Below are 25,320 nucleotides of genomic sequence, written 5' to 3' on the forward strand. Positions count from 1 at the left end.
GCTAGCCCGCTGCGCCCTTCGCGACCGCGTCGGAGATGAGCGGCATGACCTGGTCGGTAGCCCAGCCGAGCGAGAGCGCCGACGGGAATCCGACGGCGTTGGGCAGACCGGTGTTACGGGCCAGCGACACCACGGCGCCGTCCTGCACGGCAGGCAACGCGTTCCAGCCCTCGAACTTGGTGAGGTACCCCAGGTCTCCGGTGGGTGAGACGACAAACAGCACGTCCGCGTTCATGTCTCCGACATTCTCGTAGGACAGGATGCCCCGACCGTCCGCGTCGACGGGAAGCGTCGTGGCATACGGGCTCAGGACCAATCCGAGCGAGGTGAGGAACTGGCCGATACCGCGTTCGTCGGAGGCCAGCACCGACAATTGGCCGCCGGTGTCGCCGATGATCGCGTTGTACGTCTTGCCCGCGATCGTCGGGTTATCTGCGCGTGCCTTGGCCAGATCCGCTTCGGCAGCCGCGATCACCTCTTCAGCCTTGGCCGGGATACCGAGTGCGGCAGCAACTTTACGAGTCGAGTCCTGCCACGGCTCGCCGTTGGCCTTGGTGTCGAAGTGGACCACCGGGAACTGCTTGCTCAGCTGGTCGTACGCAGCCTGGTCGAGTCCCCAGAAACCGGTGGAGACAATGATGTCGGGCTCGAGCACAGCCAGCCGCTCGGTGATCGATCCGGCACCCGTTTCCATGTCGAGGGTTTCGGGTGTCTTTCCGCCGAATGCCTCTACCTGCCACGGCCACACTCCGGAGCCGCCGGTCGCGGCACGGTTCTGTGCATCCACCGGAATCGCGATCGGCGTGACGCCGAGCGAGAGCAGAATGTCTGCGTCCTGAGGGGAAAGCGGCATCGCGCGGGTCGGGGCGGACTCGATGGTCGCCTCACCGAACTTGCCGGACACCGTCACCGGGTACTGGCCGGCGTCGGCGCTCGCCGAGGTGGGCTTGTCGGCGTCGGTGGTACCTGAATCGGACCCGCACGCCGTAACACCGAGCAGAACGGTTGCCGCGGCCAGCGCTGCACCGATCCTGCGATTCCATCGAGAATTCATACCGCTTCCTTCGTAGTTGGGGCTAGTACTTCTGCCAGTTCGCCCAACGAACCGGCGGCAAAGACCTGGGCGGCCTCCACCTCGCAGCCCGCCTCACGCAGCCTGCTCATCACAGCCATCACGCCGATGCTGTCACAGCCGAGCGCAAAAATGTCGTCGCCGAGTCCCACCTGATCGAGCCCGACATGGTCCGCCACCACCCGGCACAGGATCTTCTCGATCTCAGTCACCGGTTCGCGATACTCCCCGATGGGCGCGATCTCCGGACGCGGCAGGGCCGCTCGATCGATCTTGCCGTTCGGCAACGTCGGTATCTCGTCGAGAACCACAAATGCAGACGGGATCATGTAGTCCGGCAACACCGCGCTCAAGGACCGCCGCAAGCCCGCGCTGTCGGGTTCGATCCCGTCCGCCACCACGTACGCCACGAGCGCCCTGGCACCGATATCATCGCGGACCAATACCAGTGCGGCACCGATTCCTTCGGTAGCGAGCAGCGCGGCCTCGATCTCCGCGGGTTCGATGCGGTAGCCACGAACCTTCACCTGGTCGTCGGTGCGACCGCGATACTGGATGTGCCCCGACGCCGTCCACTTGGCTCGGTCGCCCGTGCGATACATCCGGGTTCCGTCGGCGGCAAATGGGTCTGCCACAAACCTTTCCGCGGTTCGTGCGCGTGCGCCGAGGTACCCGCGCACCACACCGTCGCCCGACAGGTACAACTCGCCTTCGACTCCGACCGGTACGGGGCGCAACCACTCGTCGAGAATACGAGCACGCGTGTTGCCGACGGGCCGACCCGCGACGGGCGACGTGCTGTCCGACACCCGCGCAACCAGCGCGTCGACGGTGCTCTCACTCGGTCCGTACAGGTTGTACGCCTCAACTCCGTCTTTCTCGCGCAACAGATTCCACAGCGGCTGCGAGACGGCCTCGCCGCCGAAGCCCAGTGATGCGGGCACGCGGGTCCCGTCCAGCAGACCGTTGTCGATCAGCTGAGCCAGGTGCGACGGCGTCACTTCGACGAAGTCCCACTCCTGCTCTCGCGCTTGCAGGGCCATGCGACGCGGATCCCGCTGTGTCGTCTCGTCGACAACGCACAGGGCGTGGCCGTCGAGCAGCCACAGCTGAGGCTGCCACGACGCGTCGAATGCAAACGACCACGCGTGTCCTACTCGGAGTCGATCACGCTGCGCGCGTCCCTGTGTCGGCACGTACAAGTCCGCCCGATGGCTGTGGAACAGCGTCACCAGGCCACGATGCGGCGCGACAACGGCTTTCGGTACACCGGTCGATCCGGAGGTGAACACGATGTACGCCGGATGATCCTCTTGCAGCGGTGCGAGTCGATCCGCGTTGGTCACGGGTGCGGAAGACAGCTCGTCGAACTCCAGGCTGTCCATCGCCAGCACCAGCGAGGCAGGAATCCGGTCGACAAAGGCTCCCACCGTCAGAGTCACTGCTGGCGAGACGGTTTCGAAGATCGCGTCCAACCGCCCTGCCGGAGCGTCGGGATCACACGCGACATACGCGCCACCGGCAGTAAGTACCGCAAGGATCGCTACGACGCTCTCCGCCGAGCGCGGCAGCATCAGCGCCACCACAGTCTCGGGGCCGACGCCATGCCCGATCAGCACGCGCGCCAACCGGTTGACCCGCGCACCGAGTTCTCCGAAGGTCCAGGACACGTCGGCGGCCAGCAATGCGGTCTCGTCGGTGTAGCGAGCCACCGCCGTGGCGAACAGATCCGCCGCCGTAAGAGTCGGCACCACAATCGGATTGACACCCCACGCAGCCTCGATCAGTTCCTGATCCGCAGCGGGAACAGCCTCGATCTCGGACAACCTGCGTTCGGCGGACAGCGCCGTGAACTCCTTCAGCACCTGCACCAGCCCGTCAGCCAACCGCTGGACTGTGCTGCGGTCGAAGAGTTCCGAGCTGTACTCGATCATGCCGACCACGGTGTCGGTACCCGCGTACTCGACAAAGTCGAACGACAGGTCGAACTTGGCGGTCGCTACCTCGATCGGCTCCGGCGTCATTGCCGCGCCCAGGCTTTCGGCCGGGTTGGGCTCCGTCAGGTAGACGATCATGGTCTGGAACAGCGGATGCATCGATCGAGACCGTTCGCCGCCGCCCAGCACTGAGTCGACTACCTGCTCGAACGGCAAGTCCTGATGCTCGAAAGCACCGAGATCGCTGTCGCGGATTCGGTTCAGGAGCTCTGCGAGCGTCGGATTGCCCGACAGATCGGTACGCAACACCACCGTGTTGAGGAAGAACCCAACCAGGTCCTCGAGTTGCGCATCCCCGCGTCCGGAAACCGGGGTTCCCAGCGGAATATCCACGCCCGCACCGGACTTGTGCAGAAGTACGGCCACTGCTGCCTGCGCCAGCATGAACATGCTCACGTTGTGCTCTCGGGCCAACGCTCGCAGTCCCGCAACCACTTCAGGTTCCCAGGCCAGGTACACAGCGCCGCCGGTGTAGCTCGTCCGGGCAGGCCGCGTCCGGTCGAAGGGCAGTGACAATTCTTCCGGCAAGCCCGCAAGGTTCTTGCGCCAGTAGATCTCCTGTGCTGCGGCAAGACTCTCCGGATCTTCGCGATCTCCGAGAATCTCCCGCTGCCACAGTGTGTAGTCGGCGTACTGAATCGGTAACGGCGCCCAGTCCGGGCTCTGGCCGAGCTGGCGCAACGCGTAGGCCGACATCAGGTCACCCAGCAACGCGCGGGTCGACCATTCGTCCGTCGCGATGTGATGGATCAGCAAGAGAACGACGGTGTGTGGCTCCCCCGCGTTGTCGAACTCGAACACCGACACTCGCACGGGAATCTCACGTTCGAGGTCGAAGCTGTACCGCGAGGCGTGCGCAACTTCTTCGGTGACGTCGTCGGCCGACACCGCGTGCCGGTGCACCTGCACGTCAACGGCATTCTCCGGCACAACCACCTGGTACGGCTCGCCGTGCGCAGAGTGAAACACCGTGCGGAGCGCTTCGTGTCGAAGAACGACGTCCTGGACTGCCGCCGCCAGCGCGGCAACATCCACCGATGCCGGCACCCGCCACGAGATCGGCACGTTGTACGCGCCGCCGTCGACGCCCAGCTGGTCGAGGATCCACATCCGCCGCTGGGCAAACGAGACCGGCACACGTTCCGGGCGCTCCCGACGTCCGAGCGTCGACGAAGTGCTGCTTCCGGCGTCGGCAGCCAGCACGGCCAACTGCGCGACCGTTGGTGCCTCGAACACGCTACGGACGGCAAGCTCGACACCCAGTTCACTGCGCAATGCATTGACCAGACGAATGGCCGTCAACGAGTGGCCGCCGAGCGAGAAGAAATCGTCGTCGATTCCCACCGTTTCCAGCCCGAGCGCTGACGCGAACACCTCGCACACCTGGCGTTCGAAGTCCGTCCGCGGTTTCCGCGAGGAGACAGCGCTCTCGAAACTGGGCCGCGGCAGCGCCTTTCGATCCAGCTTTCCGTTGAAGCTGACCGGAAATTCGTCGACCGTGATCACGATTGCCGGGAGCAGGTAATCGGGGACCGTACCGCTCAGAGCGTTACGCAACGTCGTCGCGTCAACCACGACGCCGACCGCCGTCATGACGTAGCCGACCAGTACGGCTTCGCCCTCGGGGTTTCGATGCACCGCGGCGACCGCCCGAGTCACGTCGGGATGTCCCTCGAGGATCGTCTCGACCTCACCGAGTTCGATGCGCAAACCGCGGATCTTGACCTGATCGTCCAAGCGGCCGAGGAATTCGATGGTTCCGTTCTCGGTCCAACGAACCAAGTCACCGGTCCGGTACAGCCGTGAACCAGCATCGCCATACGGATCGGCCACAAAACGATCCGCGGTGAGCGCGGACCGGCCCAGGTAGCCGTACGCCACCTGCACTCCGCCGATGTACAGCTCGCCTGCCACACCGGCAGGAGTCGGCTGCAGGCTCGAATCCAGAACGTAGAGTTCCACGTTCGATCCCGGGCCACCGATCGAGGAGGATCCGGCGGGGTCGACTTCCAAATCACGAGCAAGGTCTGCTGCCAGAGTGACCTCGACGGCGGCCTCTGTCGGCCCGTACAGATTGTCGAGTCGCACGCCCGGTAGCGCAGCAGCAAATCGTGCGACGGTCCGATTCTGCAGTGCCTCACCGCTGCACACGACGCGACGCAACGATGTCACTGTGGATATCTGCTCGGTGAGTGCCTCTTCGAGCATGGCCGGAACGAAGTGCGCGATGGTCACGTCGTTCTCGCGCAGTAACTGCACCAGCGCCGCCGGATCCCGGTGAGTATCCGGTCCCGCGATCACGGTGGTTGCACCGTTCACACTGGGCCAGAACAACTCCCAGACAGACACGTCGAAGGTGGTCGGTGTCTTGAGGACGACGCGGTCCGTTGGCACCACGGGTGATTCCGCTTGCACCCAGGCCAACCGGTTGACCACGGACTGGTGGGACACCAACACGCCCTTGGGGTTTCCGGTGGAACCGGAGGTGTAGATGAGATACACCGGGTGAGCCGCGGTCAGGGTGCTACGACGCTCGGTCACCGCGTCACCACTGAGCGCCTGCAACCGGGCCTGCACTACCGGTGCGTCGACATCGGTCCGGGCAACACCGCCTGGAATGGATACCGCGCTGGTTGCGAGCACACGCACCGGCCGAGCGTCACCGAGCATGTACTCGATCCGCGACGCCGGCAACCCCGTGTCGATCGGCAGGTACGCCGCACCGGATTTCACAACCGCGTGGATTGCCACGATCAGATCTGCCGAACGCGGTACCGCAACGGCCACCACGTCGCCGGGACCGGCACCGTCTTCGATCAGCAAGCGGGCCAAGCGGTTCGAGCGTGCCTCGAGCTGGGCGTAGTCGATCTGCTCGCCGAAGGCCGACAGAGCCGTGGCTGTCGGCGACAACGCCGCCTGCCGCGAGAGAAGTTCACCGAGGGTCACGGATTCAATGGCGGCGCGGGGTCCGACGCCCACCGCGAGTCGGTGCGCCCGCTCACCGGCGTCCACCAATTCGACAGCCCCGACCCGCGAGGACGGCGTGGCCGCAACCTGATCGACAAATCGCGACAGGACGGCCAGGATCATCGCCACCCGCTCCCGATCGAAGAGGTCTTCGGCGTACTCGGCGATGACGGTCACTTCACCGGTATCCGGCGCGTCGACAAAGGTGACGTTGAGATCGAACTTCGCACGCACGTTGGTCAATTGCTCCCAACGAGTGGGCACACCGAGGAAGTCCGGAAGGACTCCGGCGCGTTGGAGATAGCTCACCATTACCTGGAACAGCGGATTACGGCCTTCGACGCGTGGCGGTGCCAACTCCTCGACCACCCGCTGGAACGGGATGTCCTGATGGTCCATCGCACTGAGGTCGGCGTCGCGCGTCCGGTCCACCAGCTCACCGAACGTCGGATCTCCCGACAGGTCGGTGCGCAGCACAACGGTGTTGACAAAGAACCCGACCAGGTTGTCGAGCGCGCTGTCGGAGCGACCGGATACCGGGCTACCAACCGCAATATCGTTGCCACCGCCCAGTCGCGAGAGCACCGCTGCTGTAGCCGCGTGCAGGACCATGAACATCGTGCCGCGGTGGTCATCGGCAATGCCGCGTAGTTTCTGCACGACTTCAGAGCCCAGGGTGATCTGGACGTTGCCTGCAGTGCCAGTGGGCTGAGCGGGGCGCAGTCGGTTGGTCGGCAGGACTATCTCGTCCGGCAGTCCGGCCAGGCTCTCGCGCCAGAATCCGAGCTGGCGATCAGACAGGTCACCCGACAGTAGATCGTGTTGCCACAGTGAGTAATCCGCGTACTGCACGGGCAGGGGTTCCCATGCCGGAGCCTGTCCCTGTGTCCGGGACAGGTAGGCGCGGGTGAGGTCACCGAGCAACGGTGCGTCCGACCATTCGTCGGTCGCGATGTGATGGAGCACCAACACAATGATGTATTCGGTGGGCGTGATCCGCACCAGCGTGACGCGCAGCGGTACATCGGTGCGGAGATCGAAGTTGGCCGTCAGCCGCTCGATCACCAAACCCTGCGCAGTCTCCGCATCGGCGCCGACAATCTCGAGACGGGTCGCATCCGAGACATCCACGATCTGCTGGAACGGATTTCCGTCGACGATTCCGATGACGGTGCGCAAACTTTCGTGACGCCCCACCACGTCCTGCAGAGCCGCTGCCAACGCGGCCTCGTCCAGCGCGCCGTCCAACCAGGCCACGTGCGCGTAGTGGTAACTGAGGCTGTCGTCCTGGAGCTGCGCGAGCATCCAGAGTCGTTCCTGCGCTGCAGACAGCGGCACGAACTCGGGCCGGTTGCCCACGCCAATCGACGGTTGTGCACTTGCCGCGCTGGGCAGCAGTTCGGCAATCAGCGCCGGCGTGCGAGCCTCGAACAGATCCCGAATCGTCAACTGCACGTCGAACTCCGCACGCACCCGCGAGACCACCCGCATCGCGATCATCGAATGCCCACCAAGTTCGAAGAAGTCGTCCTCGGCACCGACCGAATCGAGTTCCAGCAGGTCTGCGAAGACGTCGCACAGCGCCTGCTCTGTTGCGTTCTTCGGCGGCCGCGACGACGCCCCGGTGCGAATCTCCGGCATCGGGAGCGCCTTGGCGTCGAGTTTGCCGTTCACCGTCATGGGGATTGCGTCGATGATCTGCAGAGTGCTTGGCACCATGTAGTCGGGCAGCTTTGCTCGCAGGTACGCGAGCACAGTGGCGGCGATGTCCGGGTCCGAATCATCCGTCACAACCATGTATCCGGCAAGACGTTTCATACCGGGGACCAACGGGTCTTCCACCGCAACAACCGCTGCGGATGCGGCCAGAGGATGTGATTCGACGGCCGATTCGATCTCGTGCAGCTCGACGCGGTAACCACGAATCTTGACCTGGTCGTCGATGCGACCGAGGTAGTCGAGGTTTCCGTCGCGCCGCAACCGGACGAAGTCGCCGGTCCGGTACATGCGGTCGCCGCCGAACGGATCGGCAACAAAGCGGTCGGCGGTGAGATCGGTGCGCCCCAGGTAGCCGCGCGCCAATCCGACACCGGCGATGTACAACTCGCCGGCAACTCCGTCGACGACGGGACGCAGCCACGCGTCGAGGATGTAGCCCCTGGTCGCACGAATCGGAGTTCCGACGGTGGGTGTGACGCTGTCGTCAGTGCCGGCGCCGAGGGTGTTGATCGTGTACTCGGTCGGCCCGTACAGGTTGTACCCGAGCGTTCCCTCGCTCTCGCGCAAGCGGTTCCAGACCGAGTCCGGGACCGCTTCGCCGCCGAGCAGCACCAGCGGCGGGCGGTGCCCGGTGCGGTTGCCGTCGATCGGTTCGCGGTCGAGCAGACCCTCTGCCAGCAGAGCCGTTGCGTAGGTTGGTGTCACGTTGACGACGTCGATCTGCTGCCGGTCGCAGTAGTCGACCAGCGCATTGGCATCGCGGCGCAGGTCCTCGTCGCAGATGTGCACCTCGTGGCCCTCAACGAGCCAGAGCAGCTCCTCCCACGACATGTCGAAGGCGAAGGAGACGGTGTGCGCCACCCGAAGTCGACGCCCACCCTCGGCGGCCACAACCGGCTCGAAGATCTTTTCCTGATGGTTGCGCTGCATGTTGGTCAGGCCGCGGTACGGGGTGAGAACGCCCTTGGGCTTGCCGGTCGACCCGGAGGTGTAGATGACGTAGGCGGGGTGATCGAGACGCCCGACGCGACCCGGCGCAAACGCACCGAGCTCCGCCGCAGTCAGCGGGCTGGTATCCCAATCATCGCTTCCACCAAGCAGAATCGACCGATCAGCGGGGAGACCCAATCGCGCCGCCGCAGCTGCATTGGTCACGAACAGGACCGGCTCGGCGTCTTCGATCACCGCCGCGAGGCGGTCGTCCGGCTGGTCGAGTTCGAGCGGGAGGTACGCCGCACCCGCGCGGAGTACCGCAAACAGTGCAACCACCATGTCGACGGTGCGCGGGAGGCCAAGCGCTACTACCGCTTCCGGACCGCCGCCGCGAATGATCAGTTGGCGGGCAAGTGCTTCGACTCGGCCGGCGAGTTCCTGATAGGTGACCCGCTCGTCACCGAATACCAGTGCAACCTCGTCCGGAATGGTTGCGGCCCGCTCGATGAGCATCTCGGCGATCGTGACGTCTTCGACAGCGGGTAGCGGCGCGTCCCAGGACAACGCGGCACGCCCCAATTCGGTCGGGGTAAGCGCAGGAACGGCTGCGACCAACCGATCACCATCGTGTGCAACAGTTTCCAGCAGCGTAATGAACCGATCGTGCAAGGCGTGAGCGCGGGTGGCATCCACGATGTCGTGACGGTAGTCGATCTTGACGTGCAGTTGCTCACCGGGCGAGACCACCACGGCCAGCGGGTAATGCGTATGGTCGAGGCTGTCCTCGGCAACGATGTCGTGCCGCGCCGACTGCGCCGCCATCTCGGTCGCGTTCTTGAAGTTCTGCAACACGAACAAGGTGTCGAACAGTTCGGCATGCCCGGTGGCACGCTGAATTTCGCCGAGCCCGAGGTACTCGCATTCCATCCGCTCGACGTACTCGTCCTGCATCCGCCGCAGCAGCTGCGACACGGTTTCCCCTGGCACCAGCGTCACTCGCACGGGCACCGTGTTGAGGAACATGCCGAGCACACTCTCGAGTCCGGCAATCTCGGTCGGCCTGCCCGCCACCGTCGAACCGAATACCACGTCGGTGCGGCCCGATTCCGCAGACAGCAGTAGTCCCATGACCGCATTCATCAACGCGTTCAATGTCACTCCGCTGCGCCTGGCCTGCTCACGCAGTGCCGCAGTCAGTTCCGCGTCCACGTAGGACTCGATACGGGTCGGCACCACCGGGGCGCCGCCCTTGGCGCCGGCTGCGATCAGCGTCGGGTTCTCGAAACCCTCGAAGTTCCGTCGCCACGCCTGCGCTGCAACGCCTGGGTCGCGGGAGTCGAGCCACGTCAGATAGTCGGTGAACTGAGCGCCGGCGGCTGGTACGGCATCACCGGCGTAACGGGCCAGCAATTGGTCGACAAACAGTGCGCCCGACCAGCCGTCCCACAGGATGAACTCACGGTTGATCACCAGACGGTCGATGCCGTCGCCCAGGTGGATGAGCAGCATGCGCCACAACGGTGGTGCGGTGAGGTCGAACGGACGTGCGCGGTCGGCGGCTGCCAACTCCTCGGCACCGGTCTTCTGCTCGGCGGGCGAGAGCATCGACAGGTCGGCTTCGGCAAAAGGAACTTCGAGTCCGGTTCCGATGAACTGGACCGGGTCTCCCAGACCGTCGTTGGTGAATCCAGCTCGGACCGTGGGGTTCTCGTCCAGAAGCGAGGCTGCAGCGCCGCGCATCCTGGCCACGTCGATGCGATGGCCGAAGTCCAGTGAGAACTGTGCCGTGTAGATGTCCTGGCCGGAATCGAACACCGACTGGAAGAACAATCCCCGCTGCAACGGCGAGAGCGGCCAGATGTCCTCGATCACCACGTCGCTGACGGATTCGACGAGTTCGATCTCGCTCTGGGTGAGTGCGATGTGACGCAGATCGGACGGGGTGAGCCCGAACGTCGCACCACCTTCCACCAGCGCCACCAACTCGCGCAGCGCATCTCGCCACAAGCCCGCCAGGGTTGCCAATTCCGCGTCGTCGACACCGAAGTCGGAAACGAACTCCACACTCGCGCCACCGGATCGGTCGGCATGCACAGCGATGTCGAGCGCGTACCGACCGATACGGTCACCGCCCGTCCGCACCAGTACCTGAGGCTTCGGCAAGGCGGCCAACGCAGGTCCGGCCTGAACGTTGGCGTAGCGCAGCAGCGGCCAACCGGAACCTCCTGCCGCCCTTGCTCGTTCCTTGGCCGACCGTAGAGCGCTGTGCGCATCGTCGGTCAACACCAACCGAATCGGAGACGTGTAACCCAGCGGCCCGACGGTACGGCTCAGGTCGACATCGTCGCCGGGTCCCCACGGTTGACGGCCGTCGCGCCACACGTCGACGGTGAGTTCACCGGCACCGGCGACGCGCTTCGTCCAACGGGACACTGCGAGCGCGGTGGCGGCAGCCCACACATCTGCCGGTTCACCCTTGACCAGGCCCGGCACTCGCGTTGTTGCAGTGTCAAATTCAGCGGGCGTCAGCAGCTCCGTCCGGGCTGCCGGTGCACCCGCGGTGTCGGTTGCCATCACAAGATTTGCACCCGGCGCCAGCACCGACGTCCAGGTGACCAACTCGGCCAGACGGCTCGGCGATGTCGCTTCCTCGGCAAACCGTCGAGCATGCGCCTTCAGCGACGTGGGCACCGGCGGCAGCATGACCTTTCGCCCCCTCGACACCGCCCGGAGCGCGGTGGCAAAGTCCTCCGTGACGACCTTCCAGGACACGTCGTCGATCAAACCTGCTGCGGCAGTGAGGATCAGGTCGCCCTCGGCCGAGCAGGAGACACACAGCCCTCGACCGGTTGCGGGGTCCGGAACAACATCATCACCGACCAGTGAATCTGCCTTCACCGCATCGGGTTCGGCTACGGCAAGCATCCACAACACCGGCACGGGCGCAGTAAGAGTCGCTCGCAACCCGTGGTGATGAGTGACAATCGCCTCGACCGTGTCGACCAACTGCTCCCGGGTCAGATTCGCAGGAGCGGTAATACGGTGCTCACGCAGGGTGCCGGCAACAGGCTGTCCGTTGTCACGGCGGGCAGCGAGACTCGGCAGCAACGTCAGTGGTCCCGCGCCGTCCTCGTCGTGAGGACGATCCGCAGCCACGACGTCCAGTCCGTCGACGTCGTACGACCACACGGACTCGTCGACTGCCTCGAGGAACGAGTCGATGAAATCTCCGAGACTGTCGGCAATCTCGTTGCAGCGCTGCGCATTGTCCGGGTGACTGCGAAGCCCGATCTCGATCGGTTGGCCCGACTTGTGCAGCAACACGATGAACTCGAGTTCACCGACCGGCCCGGACGCAAGCATCTCCACGTTGGACTCTCGACCGATGGTGAAACGGGAGGTCGAGTTGGGCATGATGTTGATGCCGATGCCCGGCGGCCGCCAATCCGGGTTCTTGGCAGCCAACTCGCGGCCGATCGCCTCGCCCCGGTAACGGCCGTGCTTGAGCAGTTTCCACATCTTCTGCTCGGCGCTCGTTGCGATATCCGCGAGTCGGGCCTGCTCTCCGACGTCGATACGCATCGGAAGCACGCTGGCCACCATGCCGGGCACGGCCCGCAATTCACGCGTTCCGCGGGCCGTGGTTGGCAGGCTCAGCACTACGTCGGTGGTGCCGGTCGCTCGCGCGACATAGCCGCCGAGCAGCGCAATCACCAACCAGGACAAGCGCAGTCCGTGTGCCTTGCCGTACTCCTCGAGTCGCTGACGGCGTTCGAGGTCGAGCGTGAGAGTCACACTCGTGACGCCGGGCGCCGGCGGATGGTCGACGGTGATCAACCGTGGCGACGTCGGAAGATCGCCCAACTCGGCAATCCAGTAGTCGCGATCGTCGTCGATCGTGGTGCCGGAGGTGTATTCGACATCGGTCTCGACGAACCTTGCCAGCGCCCATTCTGCGCTCAAATCCGGTGCGGTGCCCTCGACGTATGCACGCATGATCTTGTTCAGAACCAGCGCGATGCCGTAGCCGTCGTTGATGATGTGGTGGTACTGCTGGTACAGCCGCATCGTGTCACCGTCGATGAGGTGCACGGCAAAGGTGAACAGCAGGTCGGTCGCCAGGTCCACCGGCGATTCCATCCGCTCGCGCATCCACCGCAGTGATGCCTCTCGCGGGTCGGCCTCGGCGCGGAAGTCGATGACTGGCAAGTCCCAGTCGCGGCTCTCGCGCGCAATCTGCACCAGAGCGCCGCGAGCATCCACGTCGAAGTTCACATGCAGTGTCTCGGCTTGATCCAGCACAGAGCGACAGGCCTCGACCACTCGATCGATATCGACCTCACCAAGTGTCTCGGTGTAGATACCGGTGTTGTAGAGGTGACCCACCGAGTCCAACTGGTGCCCGAAATAGATGCTGCGTTGGGCCGCTGTCACCGGGAATTCCGACTGCACTGTATTTTTCTCCAAGACTTCAAGATCCACTGTTGGCTCACCAGCGTGGACAACTGCTGGTTAGCCTATCCAAACTATGGAACGGCACTCAATTCGACCTGCCCGAACGCTGCGGCAACCGCTAGCGCATCGTCTTCACCGAAGAGAGTCGCGTCGAAGTCGAACCGGATTTCCACGAGTCGCCCGTCGCCGGTGACGTAAGCCGTCACATCGAGAACGCGCGGGTCGACGCGGCGCTCGTCGCCGAAATTTCCCACACCCGGACTTTCGACATCTCGGATCACCCGGAGACTCACTTCCGGCCGTCCCCACATCGCAAAGACGGGCGCGGTTTGCGCGTTGAGATACCGCAACTTGCCGTAGCCCGTGCCTATACCGCCTGGTACGACGCTCAGAGCGGCCGCCGCGGCCGCCATCGCATCTTCTGGAGTGACCGAGACGGGCAGTGCCGGCAACCGAACCGGCACCCCGACAGCAAAGGGGCCTACAGTCGCCGACGGATCCGGTTCGTCCGAACCGGCAATGCGAGCGTCACGCTCGAGTTCGACGGTCAACTCGGCCGGCGCGGCTCGCCACCTCGCCAACCCGTAGATGAGGGCAGCCAGCGCAGCCGTTTCCACATCGCCTTCCAGTCGCGCCTCCAGCGTCGCCCGATATGTCCCCCTCGGGCCACCCGTGAGAATCGCGGGCGCTCCGGGGCGCAACTCAGCTCCCGGTGCCAGAACCTGCGACCAGTGCGTCAGTTCACCCATCAACGCCGGATCCTGCGCCAACTCGTTGAATCGCTCCGCAAACCCGTGCGCGGTCGCGGCGGGACGACGAAGCGACATCACGCCGCCGCCCTCACGCCATATCGTTTCGAGATCCGCTCGCAGCTTCGCCACCGACGCCGGATCTGCCGCCAACGCATGCACGGCAACAACCAGGGTTCCACTGCGGGATTCACCGGCATCGAGCCAGCGTGCCATCACGGTCCGGCCGTTTTCCAGGTCGAGTTCGGCAATCAGCGCCGTGGCCTCCGCCGCGGCACGCACGGCAAGATCGGAATCGCCGAGGTCGCTGCAATCGACATGCTGCACGACTGCAGCCACATCAGCGTCCGTCTCGAGGGACCACAAAACCGACGCAACCCGCGTCAGTCGTAACCGCAACGCATCGTGCGCTTGCAGTAGTGCCGACATGGCTTGCTCGACGTCGCTCGCCCTAGTTCCTACGGGAGTCGAGACAGACAGCGCGGTACCAAGCCCTGCGGGCGAGACTCCGGATTCGCGGGCGCGGTGCACCAACGGTGTCAATGCCAACGAACCCGTCACGTCGCTCGGGTCCACCGGCCCGCTGTGGGCGGTCTCAGCGTCGCCTGGCGCGCCGAAATCCACGACCTTGGCCAGCGCCGCGGGTGTGCGCCATTGGAATATTTCCTTCGGACCGAACGTAATTCCGCGCCGCCCGGCAGCATTCACCACCTGAATCGAGATGATGCTGTCGCCGCCGAGCATGAAGAAATCGTCATCGGCACCCACTGCGTCGACGCGCAGAGCCTCGGCGAACAACTCGCACATTGCGGTCTCTTCGGGGCCCTCCGGCGCTCGCCGCTGCGACTCGTCGGGAGCAACCGGTTCCGGGAGAGCCCGACGATCCAGCTTCCCGTTCGGCGTCAGCGGCAGCGTGTCGAGCACAACCATGGCCGTCGGAACCATGTAGTCCGGCAGCAGCGTCGACGCAAAAGCGGCAAGTTCGGCCGGGACAATCGTCGCTTCCGGAACCGGGACGACATACGCGTGGATCTGACCGCCTCGCGCAACCACAGCGCATTGAGCCAGCGTCGGATGCGACGTGAGCACGTTCTCGATTTCGCCCAGTTCGACACGCAGCCCACGCAACTTGACCTGACCGTCCGTGCGGCCGAGGTATTCGAGGGCGAGGCCATCGTCGTTGTAATCACGCCACCGCACCAGATCGCCGGTGCGGTACAGCCTTTCGCCGAACTCTCCGAACGGATCGGCAACAAATCGCTCCGACGTCAATGACGCCCGGTCGTGGTAGCCACGCGCCAACTGCGCACCGCCGAGGTACAACTCCCCCGCAACTCCCGGTGCAACGCGCCGCAACCGGGCGTCCAGAACAAGTACGCGGGTATTCCACAGTGGGCGCCCGATTGTCACCCAGTTCGTGTAGACAGCGGGAACGATGTGCGACGCCGTCACGTCCACCGCTGCCTCGGTGGGTCCGTACAAGTTGTGCAATTCCGCATCGACCAACGCGTGGAACCGATCCCGATGATCAGGCGTGAGCGCTTCGCCGCTGCACAGCACCCGAGACAACTTCGGGCGAGGATCCGTTTCCACAGCCACGTGATCGAGGAAAGCAGCCAGCATCGACGGCACGAAGTGTGCTGTGGTGACAGAACGTCGCTTGACGACGTCGCGCAGGTAGCGCGGATCGCGATGCCCGTCCGGCGCAGCCACCACCAATGTTGCTCCGGTGATCAAGGGCCAGAAGAACTCCCACACGGACACGTCGAACCCGGCCGGCGTCTTCTGCAACACACGGTCGTCGCTGCCGAGGTGGTACTCGTCTTGCATCCACGACAGCCGGTTGACCACGGCACGATGGCTGACCAGAACACCCTTCGGCCGCCCGGTTGATCCGGACGTGTAGAGCAGGTACGCGGCGCTGTCGGGATGTACAACCGTGTCCACGGCCGTAGCCGTGTCCGATTGTGTTGTTGCAGTGCCGCCCTCGTCTACCTCCAGCATCGGAGCTGGGCAGTCCAGCGGTTCGCTACCCGGGCCCACCACCAGCAACGACGGCCGTGCGTCCGCGAGCATGTACTCGAGTCGATCCACGGGGTAGCTGTCGTCGAGCGGAAGATAGGCGGCACCGGCGCGGTGGATGGCCAGCAGCGTCACTACCAGTGCGGCACTGCGTCGTACCGCGACGGCGACAACGCCACCGACCGGGACCACACCACGAAGTGTCGCGGCGAGACGCTCGGTTCGCCGATCCAATTCGGTGTAGGTCAGCGACTCCCCGCTCTCGTCGACGATCATGGCGACGGCGCCCGGTGTGAGCGCGACCTGGCGAGCGAACATGCCCGGCAAGGTCAGCGAACTGTCAAGCGGCACAATACGGCCCGACTCGGCAGACTCGATCGCCGCCCGGTCTGTCCGTGTCATCGAATCAAGCTGGGACAACCGCAGTTCCGGGTTTGCCGCACACTGCCGCAGCACCTGAACCAATCGCCCGGCAAATGCGTCAACCGTGCCCCGATCGAAGAGATCAGTGGCGTACTCGATGCGACCACGGATCCCGCCGTCGGCAGTTTCCGCGAGGTCGAACGTCAAGTCGAATTTGGCCGTCCCGGTTTCGAGGAATACCGGACTCGCGTCGAGTCCCGCCATCTCGATCCCATCCACGGCATCGCGGTACTGCACCAGGATCTGGAACAGCGGCTGGCGGGACAGGGAACGGGCCGGGGCCATCGCCTCGACCAACTGCTCGAACGGAACATCCTGATGCGCATAGGCATCGAGGTCCGTAGCGCGAACACGCTCCAGGAACTGCGCGAAGGTCGGGTCTCCCGACAAATCGGTGCGCAGCACCAGGGTGTTGACAAAAAAGCCCACCACCCTTTCGAGCGCGGTATCGGAGCGACCGGCAACCGGTGAACCGACAACGATGTCGTCCCCGGCACCGAGTTCGGCCAACAGGACTGCAACTGCGGCGTGGGTGAGCATGAACATCGTTGCCCCACCGGCCGCGGCGATCGCCGCCAATGAAGCCCGCACTTCCGGCTCGAGTTCGAACGCGACCGCTGATCCCCGGTACGTCGACACTGCAGGGCGCGCCCGATCACGGGGTAGCGCAAGCTCTTCGGGCTGCCCGGCAAGCACACCGGTCCAATACTCGAGCTGACCGGCCAGCACGGATTCGGGATCGCTTGCCTCGCCGAGGACTTCGGGTTGCCACGCGCTGAAGTCGCGGTACTGCACCGGCAGTGGTTCGGGCATCGCCGCTGCGCCGGACACGAGGTGTGAGTACGCCCGGGTCAGATCGGACACCAATGGACGCGCAGACCATTCGTCGGCTGCGATGTGATGCACCAGCACCATCAGGTGCGCGTCGTCGGTGCCGGTGCGCAACAGAACAGCGCGCACGGGCAGTTCGTGCGCGATGTCGAAGGTGTAGGCGGCTTCCCGCGCGAGTGTCGACTCCAGTTCGGCTGGAAGGACGTCGAGAACGCCCAACGGCAGTTCGCACTCGCTGATCGGACGAACCACCTGGTACCCGATGTGCCCAGCCTCGCTGTCACCGGACTCGGCGGTGAATACCGTGCGCAGTGTTTCGTGTTGGCTCAGAACGTGCGCCAGCGCACCGCGCAACGCATCCAGATCCACTGAACCCTGCAGATGCATGGTGTACGGGATGTTGTAGGTGGAGCTGGGGCCCTCGAGCTGGAACAGGAACCACAGGCGTCCCTGCGCGGCAGACATCGGCACGATTGCCCCGTGATCCCGGCGAACCAGTTCAGGCCGCCTGACCTTCCCGATCTGTGCTGCCCGAGCCAGTTCGGCGGGGGTACGGAGGTCGAACACCTCGCGGATCGTCACGTCGTGACCGGTGCGGGCGCGGATCGCCGACGCCAATCGAGTGGCGAGCAACGAGTTGCCGCCGAGAGCAAAAAAGTCCTCGTCGGGGCCGACGGTGGTGATGCCGAGGAGTTCGGCAAGGAGCTCGCAGTAGATCCGCTCCAGTTCGGTTGCCGCCTCGCGCCGTCCCTCGCTGCGTACCGGCGCGGGGAGCGCGTCGCGGTCTACCTTGCCGTTGGGTAGCACGGGAAGGCCGTCGAGAACGACGAATACCGCGGGAATCATATAGTCGGGCAGCAGGTCCCGAAGATGCGCCCGCAACTGGGAATCATCTGGCACGGCGGCGCCTGGTGCCCGAACCGCGTACCCGACAAGCTGATCCGACCCAGCCGCGCTCGCGCGCACCACAACCAGTGCTCGTTCGACGGACGGATGGGAAGCCAACGCCGCCTCCACCTCGCCGGGTTCGATCCGGAATCCGTGCAGACTCATCTGAGCGTCGGCGCGAGAAACGAAGTCGAGTTCGCCGGACCGAGTGCGACGCACCAGATCTCCGGTGCGGAACAACCGTCCACCGCTGCCCATCGGATCCGCGACAAACCGAGTTGCGGTCAACTCCGGTCGGCCGAGGTAACCGCGGGCAACCTGGATGCCCTCGACATACAGTTCACCCGTCACCCCGTCCGGCACCGGGCGCAGGTATGCGTCGAGTATCCGCGCACCCACTCCGGGAACGGGAGCGCCGATCAGCACTCGGTTGGCGGAAGATGTTGCCGTCCAGAAGGTCACATCACCGGCAACCTCCGAGGATCCGTACGAGTTGATCACCCGTGTGTTCTTCTCGTCGAACAAGTCGATCACTGCGCGAGTGAGCGGTTCACCACTGAGGAACCAACTCGAGACCCGGTGTGCCGATTCTTCTCGGAACTGTGCCAGCGCCGCAGCCAGGCTCGGCACCGCGGTGAGCTGACGCACGCCGTGCCGGTCGATGAGATCTGCGAGTGCGCCGGCATCACGAGACTCCGCGTCATCTGCGAGAACCAACCGGGCACCGGCCAGGAGCCCCGCCAGCAGTTCGGTGGAGCCGTCGATGAAGCTCATCGAACTCTTTGCCAACCGAATATCCGCCCACCCGTCGACGTGCACGAGATCACGCTGCCAGACCAAGCGATTAGCCAGTGCGCCTGCAGTTCCCATCACACCCTTGGGCTGACCGGTGGAGCCGGAGGTGTAGACGACGTACGCCGCAGCGGCAGGCGACACGACTCTGCCGACCCGGTCTCCGCGAAGGCCGGCAGCGGCGACCTCGAGTTCTGCGACGGTCGCATCCTCCGAGTCCGGCCGAATCCACTGCACGGTATCGGCGTCGACGATCACGAGCGCCGGATCGGCGTCGGCGAGCATGTACTCGATGCGCGCACGCGGATACGACGGATCGATCGGCAGGTACGCCGCGCCCGCAGCAATCACGGCGCGGAGCGCAACTACACACTCGATGCTCCGCCCGACGGCGATGCCCACCACCACGTCGGTGCCGATACCACGCTGGATCAGTAACCGCGCCAACCTGTTCGAGCGATCAGCCAGCTCCCGGTACGTGTACTCGTCCGGTCCACAGATCAAGGCCACGCGATCGGCGAACTCATGTTCAGCGTCGTCCAGCAGTTCGGGCAACAGACGGGTTGTGTGACCTTCGACCGACTGTGCATTTCGTTCGGCCGGCAACAGCACGTCCACGCTCTGCAGGCCGGCGCCCGTATCCGTGGCAAAATGCTCGAGGACCGTGAGCAAGCGAACCGCAATGGTCTCTGCCGTCGCCCGATCGAAAAGATCCTCCGCGTACTCGATCCGCACGTCGAGTCCGTCGGCAAGTTCCACGAACTCGAAGGTCAGGTCGAACTTCGCGGTGCCCGTGGAAACGTACGACGGGCTGACCGACAGCCCGGTGAAGCTGGGTACGGAGTGCGGTGTGCGATGCTGAACCATCGTCTGGAACAGGGGATGCCGGGCGAGAGATCGCGTCACGCCCACCGCGTCGACGACCTGCTCGAACGCGACGTCCTGGTGCGCAAACCCGTCCAGGGCGCCGCGTCGCACGCGTGAGAGCACCTCGGCCAGCGAGGGGCGCCCGGTCAGATCGACCCGCTGCGCCACCGTAGTGACAAAAAATCCGACGGTATCTTCGAGGCTGCCGTCCACCCGGCCTGCAATCGGGGCACCGAGCGTGATGTCCTCACCGGCACCGAGTTTCGACAGCAGAACTGCGACCGCCGCTTGCGCCAGCATGAACATCGTGGAGCCCGACTTCTCGGTCACCGATCGCAGTCCGTGCACCACGCCTGCGCCGGTGTGAGTCCAGACCTCGCCGCCGCGCCACGTCGGAACTGCTGGGCGAGCACGGTCGTACGGCAGTTGCAATTCTTCGGGGGCACCGGAGAAAAGGTCTCGCCAGTACCCGAGTTGCCGGTCGGTGGACGCGCTCAGGTTAGGATCTGCGGCGCACTCGCCCTGCCAGATCGCGAAGTCCGAGTATTGAATTCGAGGCTGCTTGGCCGGCAGCTGCTCCCCGTTGTAGACCGCTGCAAGATCGGTGAGCATCGGTCCGGCCGACCACTCGTCACCCGCGATGTGGTGAATGACCAACAGCAGGACTGCGGTGTCGGTGCCGGACCGCACCAGGTGAGCCCGTACCGGAATGTCGTGTTCGAGATCGAACGGCACACAGGCCGCGGTCAGCAGCGCGGACTGCACGTCCGCCTCGGAGACCTCACTGTCGGTGAACTCCGGCTCCGCATCGAGTACCCGACCGAACCCCACACCGTCGATGTCGACGACAACCGTGCGCAGTACCCGATGCCGGGCGACAACTGCCGCAACCGCATTTTTCAGCGCTGTCGCGTCCACTGCGCCGTTCAGGTGCAGCGCAAACGGAATGTTGTAGGTAGCGGATGGACCCTGGGTCTGGTGAACGAACCACAACGACTGCTGCGCCGACGACAGCGGCACAATGTCGGTCCGCTCGTGCGCCACAATGGCGGGACGAGCCGGCGCAGCGGATTCCACCCGTAGCGCCAGTCCGGCCACCGTCGGCGTATCGAAGACGTCACGCAGCGACAGGTCCACTCCGAGTGCGGATTTGAGACGGGCTACGAGTCTTGTAGCGGAGAGCGACGTGCCGCCGAGTGTGAAGAAGTCTGCATCGACGCCCACCACGGTGAGCCCCAGCAGGTCGGCAAACATGCCGGACAGTGCGATCTCCGCAGCCGTCTCGGCTGAACGCCCAGTGTCCGCATCCCCGAAGTCCGGCGCCGGCAATGCCTTCCGGTCGATCTTGAGGTTGGGGGTAAGCGGGAACTCGTCCAGGACGACAATCGCCGACGGCACCATGTACGCGGGTAGACGATCGGCTATGAATGCCCGCAGTGCCGGAAGATCGACGTGAGCGCTCTCCACGGCCGTGACGTAGCCGACCAGATGAACGGTGCCACTGCCGTCGCTTCGAGTGACCGCGACGCAGGCACCGACTGTGTCGAACTCCCCTGCCACGGTCTCGATCTCGCCGAGTTCGATACGGTGCCCACGCACCTTCACCTGATCGTCGCCTCGGCCGAGGTATTCGAGCTGACCGGATTCGGTCCACCGCACCAGGTCGCCGGTTCGGTACATCCGGCCGCGTCCGAACGGGTCGGCCACAAATCGGGTTGCCGTCAGGTCAGGTCGACCGCGGTAGCCGCGCGCGAGTTGTGTTCCCGCAACGTACAGTTCGCCGATCGCGCCCACGTTGACCGGTTGCAGGTAGCGATCCAGGACCACTGCGGCAGTGCCCACGTACGGCCGGCCGATCGAGCCTGTCCAGTCGATGTTCGGCAAAACCGGGGTGCTGGTGCACCACACCGTGGCCTCGGTGGGTCCGTACATGTTCTGCACCGAACGGGCCAGCTCACTCAACTGCTGCGCCGTCCGGGTGGGCAAGGCCTCACCGCCCACCAGGACGTCGACTGCAGCCAGATCGGTTACGCCGTGTTCGAGCACCGTCCCCCACTGCGAGGGAGTCGCCTGCACCGCCGTGACGGACTCCGAACTCACCAGTGCCGCAATGGCTGCCGGTTCCTTGGCCTGATTCTCGTCGGCGAGGATCACCGATCCGCCCGCGGTGAGCGGGACAAACAGTTCGAGGACCGCAATGTCGAAGGACAGAGTAGTCAGGGCGAGCAACCGCGTGTGCGCGTCGATACTCGTGAGATCCGTGGCCGAGCGGACAAACCGTGCCAGGGCGCGGCGGTCCAGCATCACTCCCTTGGGGTTTCCCGTGGAACCGGAGGTGTAGATGACGTAGGCGGTGTTGGCCGGCGCGACACGCGCCCCGCTCGCCGCGCTGGATGCTGCTGCCGACCAACTGATCTCGCCACCGGCGATTGTTGCGACGGCAGTACCTTGTGGGACCGAAATCCGATCGGTGAAGCCCGCGGTGGTCAGCAGGATCGCCGGCCGAGCGTCGTCAAGCATGTACTCGAGTCGCGACGAGGGGAACTGCGGGTCGAGCGGAATGTACGCACCGCCGCAGCGCAGCACCGCGAGGAGCGCAACCACGGCCGACGCGGATCGTGGCAGAGCCAGCGCGACCAGCGACTCCGGGCCGGCGCCGCGAGAGGACAGTTCGGCTGCCAAAGCGTCAACGCGCGCAGCCAATTCGGCATAGCTCAGCCGTTCAGCGCCGGCAACCAGAGCAAGATCGTCACCGCGCTCGTCTACCTGGGCATCGAACAGGTCCAGGACGTCAGGGCAATAGTCATCGAAAGCTGCTGCTCGTCCGCCCCATTCGGCGAGGACCTGCAGGGCTTCCGGTTCGAGGAGCGACACCTGAGCAATCGCGGCGCCAGTCCCCTCGGCGGTGACGGATTCGAGCAATTTGGTGAGAGCCGAAGCATGGCGCGCGAGCTCCGCACCCGTGTAGCGGTCAGCGTCGGCGTCGATCTGGATTTCGAGCTCGCCGCTCTCGTCGAGACGACGCACGATGAAGGCGATGTCATGGACAGGACCACGGGCAAGAGAGTGGACTGTCGCGCCGGCCCCGTCGAAACGCAGGGTGTCGCCGAACGGCTTGATGTTGACCGTCGGACCGACGGGGCCGGCGCTGCTCGCCGGCAGTCGCAGGTCCCGATGGATTGCCTCGGAGCGATACGCGGCATGCGGGGTCGTGCGCTTGACCGCAGCGCGGACACCCGCAGCGAGGTCGATGAGACTCGAATTCGGGTCGACCGCAACGCGCAGTGGCAGGACGTTGACGGCGGTGGTCAGAACTTTGGCGGCGACGGTGCCCATACGATTCATCGACGGGAATCCCACCGTCACGTCGAGGCTGCCATTCGAACGTGCCAGGTACGCCGCCACTGCAGCCGTGACGACGTCGGCCCAACTTCCCTCGACAACGCGTCCGGCGGCAGTGATGCGCTCTGCCGATGCTGCGGAGATCAGTGTGGTGTGGGACAGAAGCGTCTGTGCGACCGACGACGCGGGCGGGCCCCCGATCCGGGACAGGCTTACCGATTCCTGGGCTCCGAGCAGTTCGGAAGACCAGAATTCCCGATCGAGGCTCTGAGCGTCGGAATCGGCGCGAGCGGCGTCCTGGTCGAGGATCACCTCGAGTGGGTCGAAGCGACTGGTCGGCAGTTCCTTGCCCTGCGCCACGGCATTGTGAACGGCGGCGATCCTGCGGCCGAGCAAGCTGTACCCATAGACGTCGATCAACGTGTGGTGGACGCGGAAGAACAATGCGTGGTGCGACGGCCCGAACGTAAGAACGGTCACCACACATCCCGGTCCGGCGCTCGGATCGAGGGGTATCCGGAGCTGTTCACGCATCTCCGTGAGCGCGACCTCAAAGCTCTCACGTGCGACAACATCAGTTCCGGGGTACTCCCAGGCGCCGAGTTCCTGATACACCTCGCCGGAGTCCACGGCGAACCTCGCCATGAGCGACGGAGTTTCCGCGACCACACGATCCACAGCGCGCGCGAGGACGGACGGGTCGAGCGGGCCGACAATCTCGATGCATTGACCGGTGACAAAAGTGGGGTTCTGCGGGTCGAGTTGTTGCGCGAACCACATCCCTGCCTGCGCAGCCGTCAACGCCAGACGCTTCTTCGACACCACTGGATCTCCTCGCAGTCCTGCAAGCCCTGATCGCTCTCTCGAACGCACCAGGGGTTAGGGTTACCTACCCTACTGGAGAGCGAGTTGGCGCCGTCTGACACCCTGGGTATAGATAGGTCCATTCGCGAGAGGAATTCGCTCATGCCGGTTACCACCCCGTCCCGACGGCTCGACCTGCCGATCGTCCTGCGAGAGCTGACGGTCCTCCGAACTGTCGAGGTCACACCGCGCATGCGCCGAATCACGGTCGGAGGCGAGCAACTGGGAACCTTCCAGTCCGGTGAATTCTCCGTCGCCGAGTTCCGCACCGAGGGTGCCGACGACTACGTGAAGATCTTCCTCCCTGAAGAGGGATCCGCAGCTCCGGTGCTGCCCGAGCAGCATGACGGTCATCTGCACTGGCCGAAGCGCCCGGCACCGGTTGCCCGCTCCTACACGGTGCGCCGCTTCGACGCCGAGGCCGGCGAACTGGATCTCGACTTCGTGCTGCACGGCCACGGAATTGCCGGCAACTGGGCGCGCAACGCACAGCCCGGCGACACCCTGCACCTGGCCGGCCCGAAGGTGTCGACCATTCCGCCCGTCGGCGCCGACTGGTGGCTGCTTGCCGGTGACGAGACTGCGCTACCGGCGATCGCACGTTACGTCGAGGAACACGACGGTTCGGTGCCGCTGTACGTTGCCGTGCTCGTCGACGGTCCCGCCGAGGAACAGCGCGAACTCCCCGGCGTCACGTGGGTGCACCGCCGCGACGGCATCTCGGACGCCCGTCTATTGGCCGATGCTGCCCGCACTCTCGGTCCGAGCACGGGCGCCGGCTGGATGTGGATCGCGGGTGAGGCATCCATCGTGCGCGAATTGCGCGCGACGGCAAAACAACTCGGCGTGACGAAGGATCTCCTCGACGCATCGGGCTACTGGCGGGTGCAGGTCGGCGACGGCCCCCTCGCCCGAGTTCGGACGCTGCGCGACAAAGCTGTGGAGTCGCTCGAAAACCGCAGGCGCGAGCACGCCTGACCCGCTACCGGGGTCAGCGTGAGGCGAGCTGGTCCCGGGCTCCGGGCACCGGCTGCGCCGGGTCCGAGCCCAGTTCCACAATCATGTTCTTCGTATCGACATGGACGACCCGCGGTACCAGCGACTTCGCCTCACGGTCGTCGACGTGGCGGTACGACATGATGATCACCAAGTGCCCGGGCGAGATCAGATGTGCCGCAGCGCCGTTGATGCCGATCACCCCGGAACCTCGTTCGCCGGTGATGGCGTAGGTCTCGAGCCGTGCACCGTTGTCGATGTCGACGATGTGCACCTGCTCACCTTCGAGCAGATCGGCAGCTTCCATCAGGTCCTGGTCGATGGTCACGGATCCGACGTAGTGCAGGTCCGCCTGAGTGACGGTGGCACGGTGAATCTTCCCGGAGAGCATGATGCGGTTCAC

5 protein-coding genes are annotated in these 25,320 nt (G+C 65.0%); 1 reads left to right on the plus strand and 4 read right to left on the minus strand.

The features are described 5' to 3' along the window. Position 1 precedes the first annotated feature (1 nt). The 3 genes from CJ178_RS14255 to CJ178_RS14265 all read right to left on the minus strand — a co-directional run bounded on the left by CJ178_RS14255 (position 2) and on the right by CJ178_RS14265 (position 23,879). On the minus strand, positions 2-1,054 hold the full coding sequence (locus CJ178_RS14255; protein WP_045064530.1) for an ABC transporter substrate-binding protein: 1,053 nt from the start codon (positions 1,052-1,054) through the stop codon (positions 2-4). Then, complete coding sequence (locus CJ178_RS14260; RefSeq protein ID WP_095886979.1) at positions 1,051-13,140, minus strand: non-ribosomal peptide synthetase; 12,090 nt, start codon at positions 13,138-13,140, stop codon at positions 1,051-1,053. Before CJ178_RS14260 ends, CJ178_RS14255 begins: the two co-directional genes overlap by 4 nt. Positions 13,141-13,214: 74 nt before the next feature. After that, complete coding sequence (locus CJ178_RS14265; RefSeq protein WP_143547519.1) at positions 13,215-23,879, minus strand: non-ribosomal peptide synthetase; 10,665 nt, start codon at positions 23,877-23,879, stop codon at positions 13,215-13,217. Between the two features lie 144 nt (positions 23,880-24,023). Here CJ178_RS14265 and CJ178_RS14270 point away from each other — a divergent pair, with 144 nt between their 5' ends. Further along, on the plus strand, positions 24,024-24,899 hold the full coding sequence (locus tag CJ178_RS14270; protein WP_095886981.1) for a siderophore-interacting protein: 876 nt from the start codon (positions 24,024-24,026) through the stop codon (positions 24,897-24,899). A 13-nt stretch (positions 24,900-24,912) separates the two neighbouring features. Here CJ178_RS14270 and panD read toward each other — a convergent pair whose 3' ends face one another. Then, positions 24,913-25,320, minus strand: coding sequence for an aspartate 1-decarboxylase (gene panD / locus CJ178_RS14275; protein ID WP_033231649.1), 408 nt, complete (start codon positions 25,318-25,320; stop codon positions 24,913-24,915).

The organism is Rhodococcus sp. ACPA4 (genome assembly GCF_002300185.1).
GTDB classification, from domain to species: Bacteria; Actinomycetota; Actinomycetes; order Mycobacteriales; family Mycobacteriaceae; genus Rhodococcus_F; species Rhodococcus_F globerula.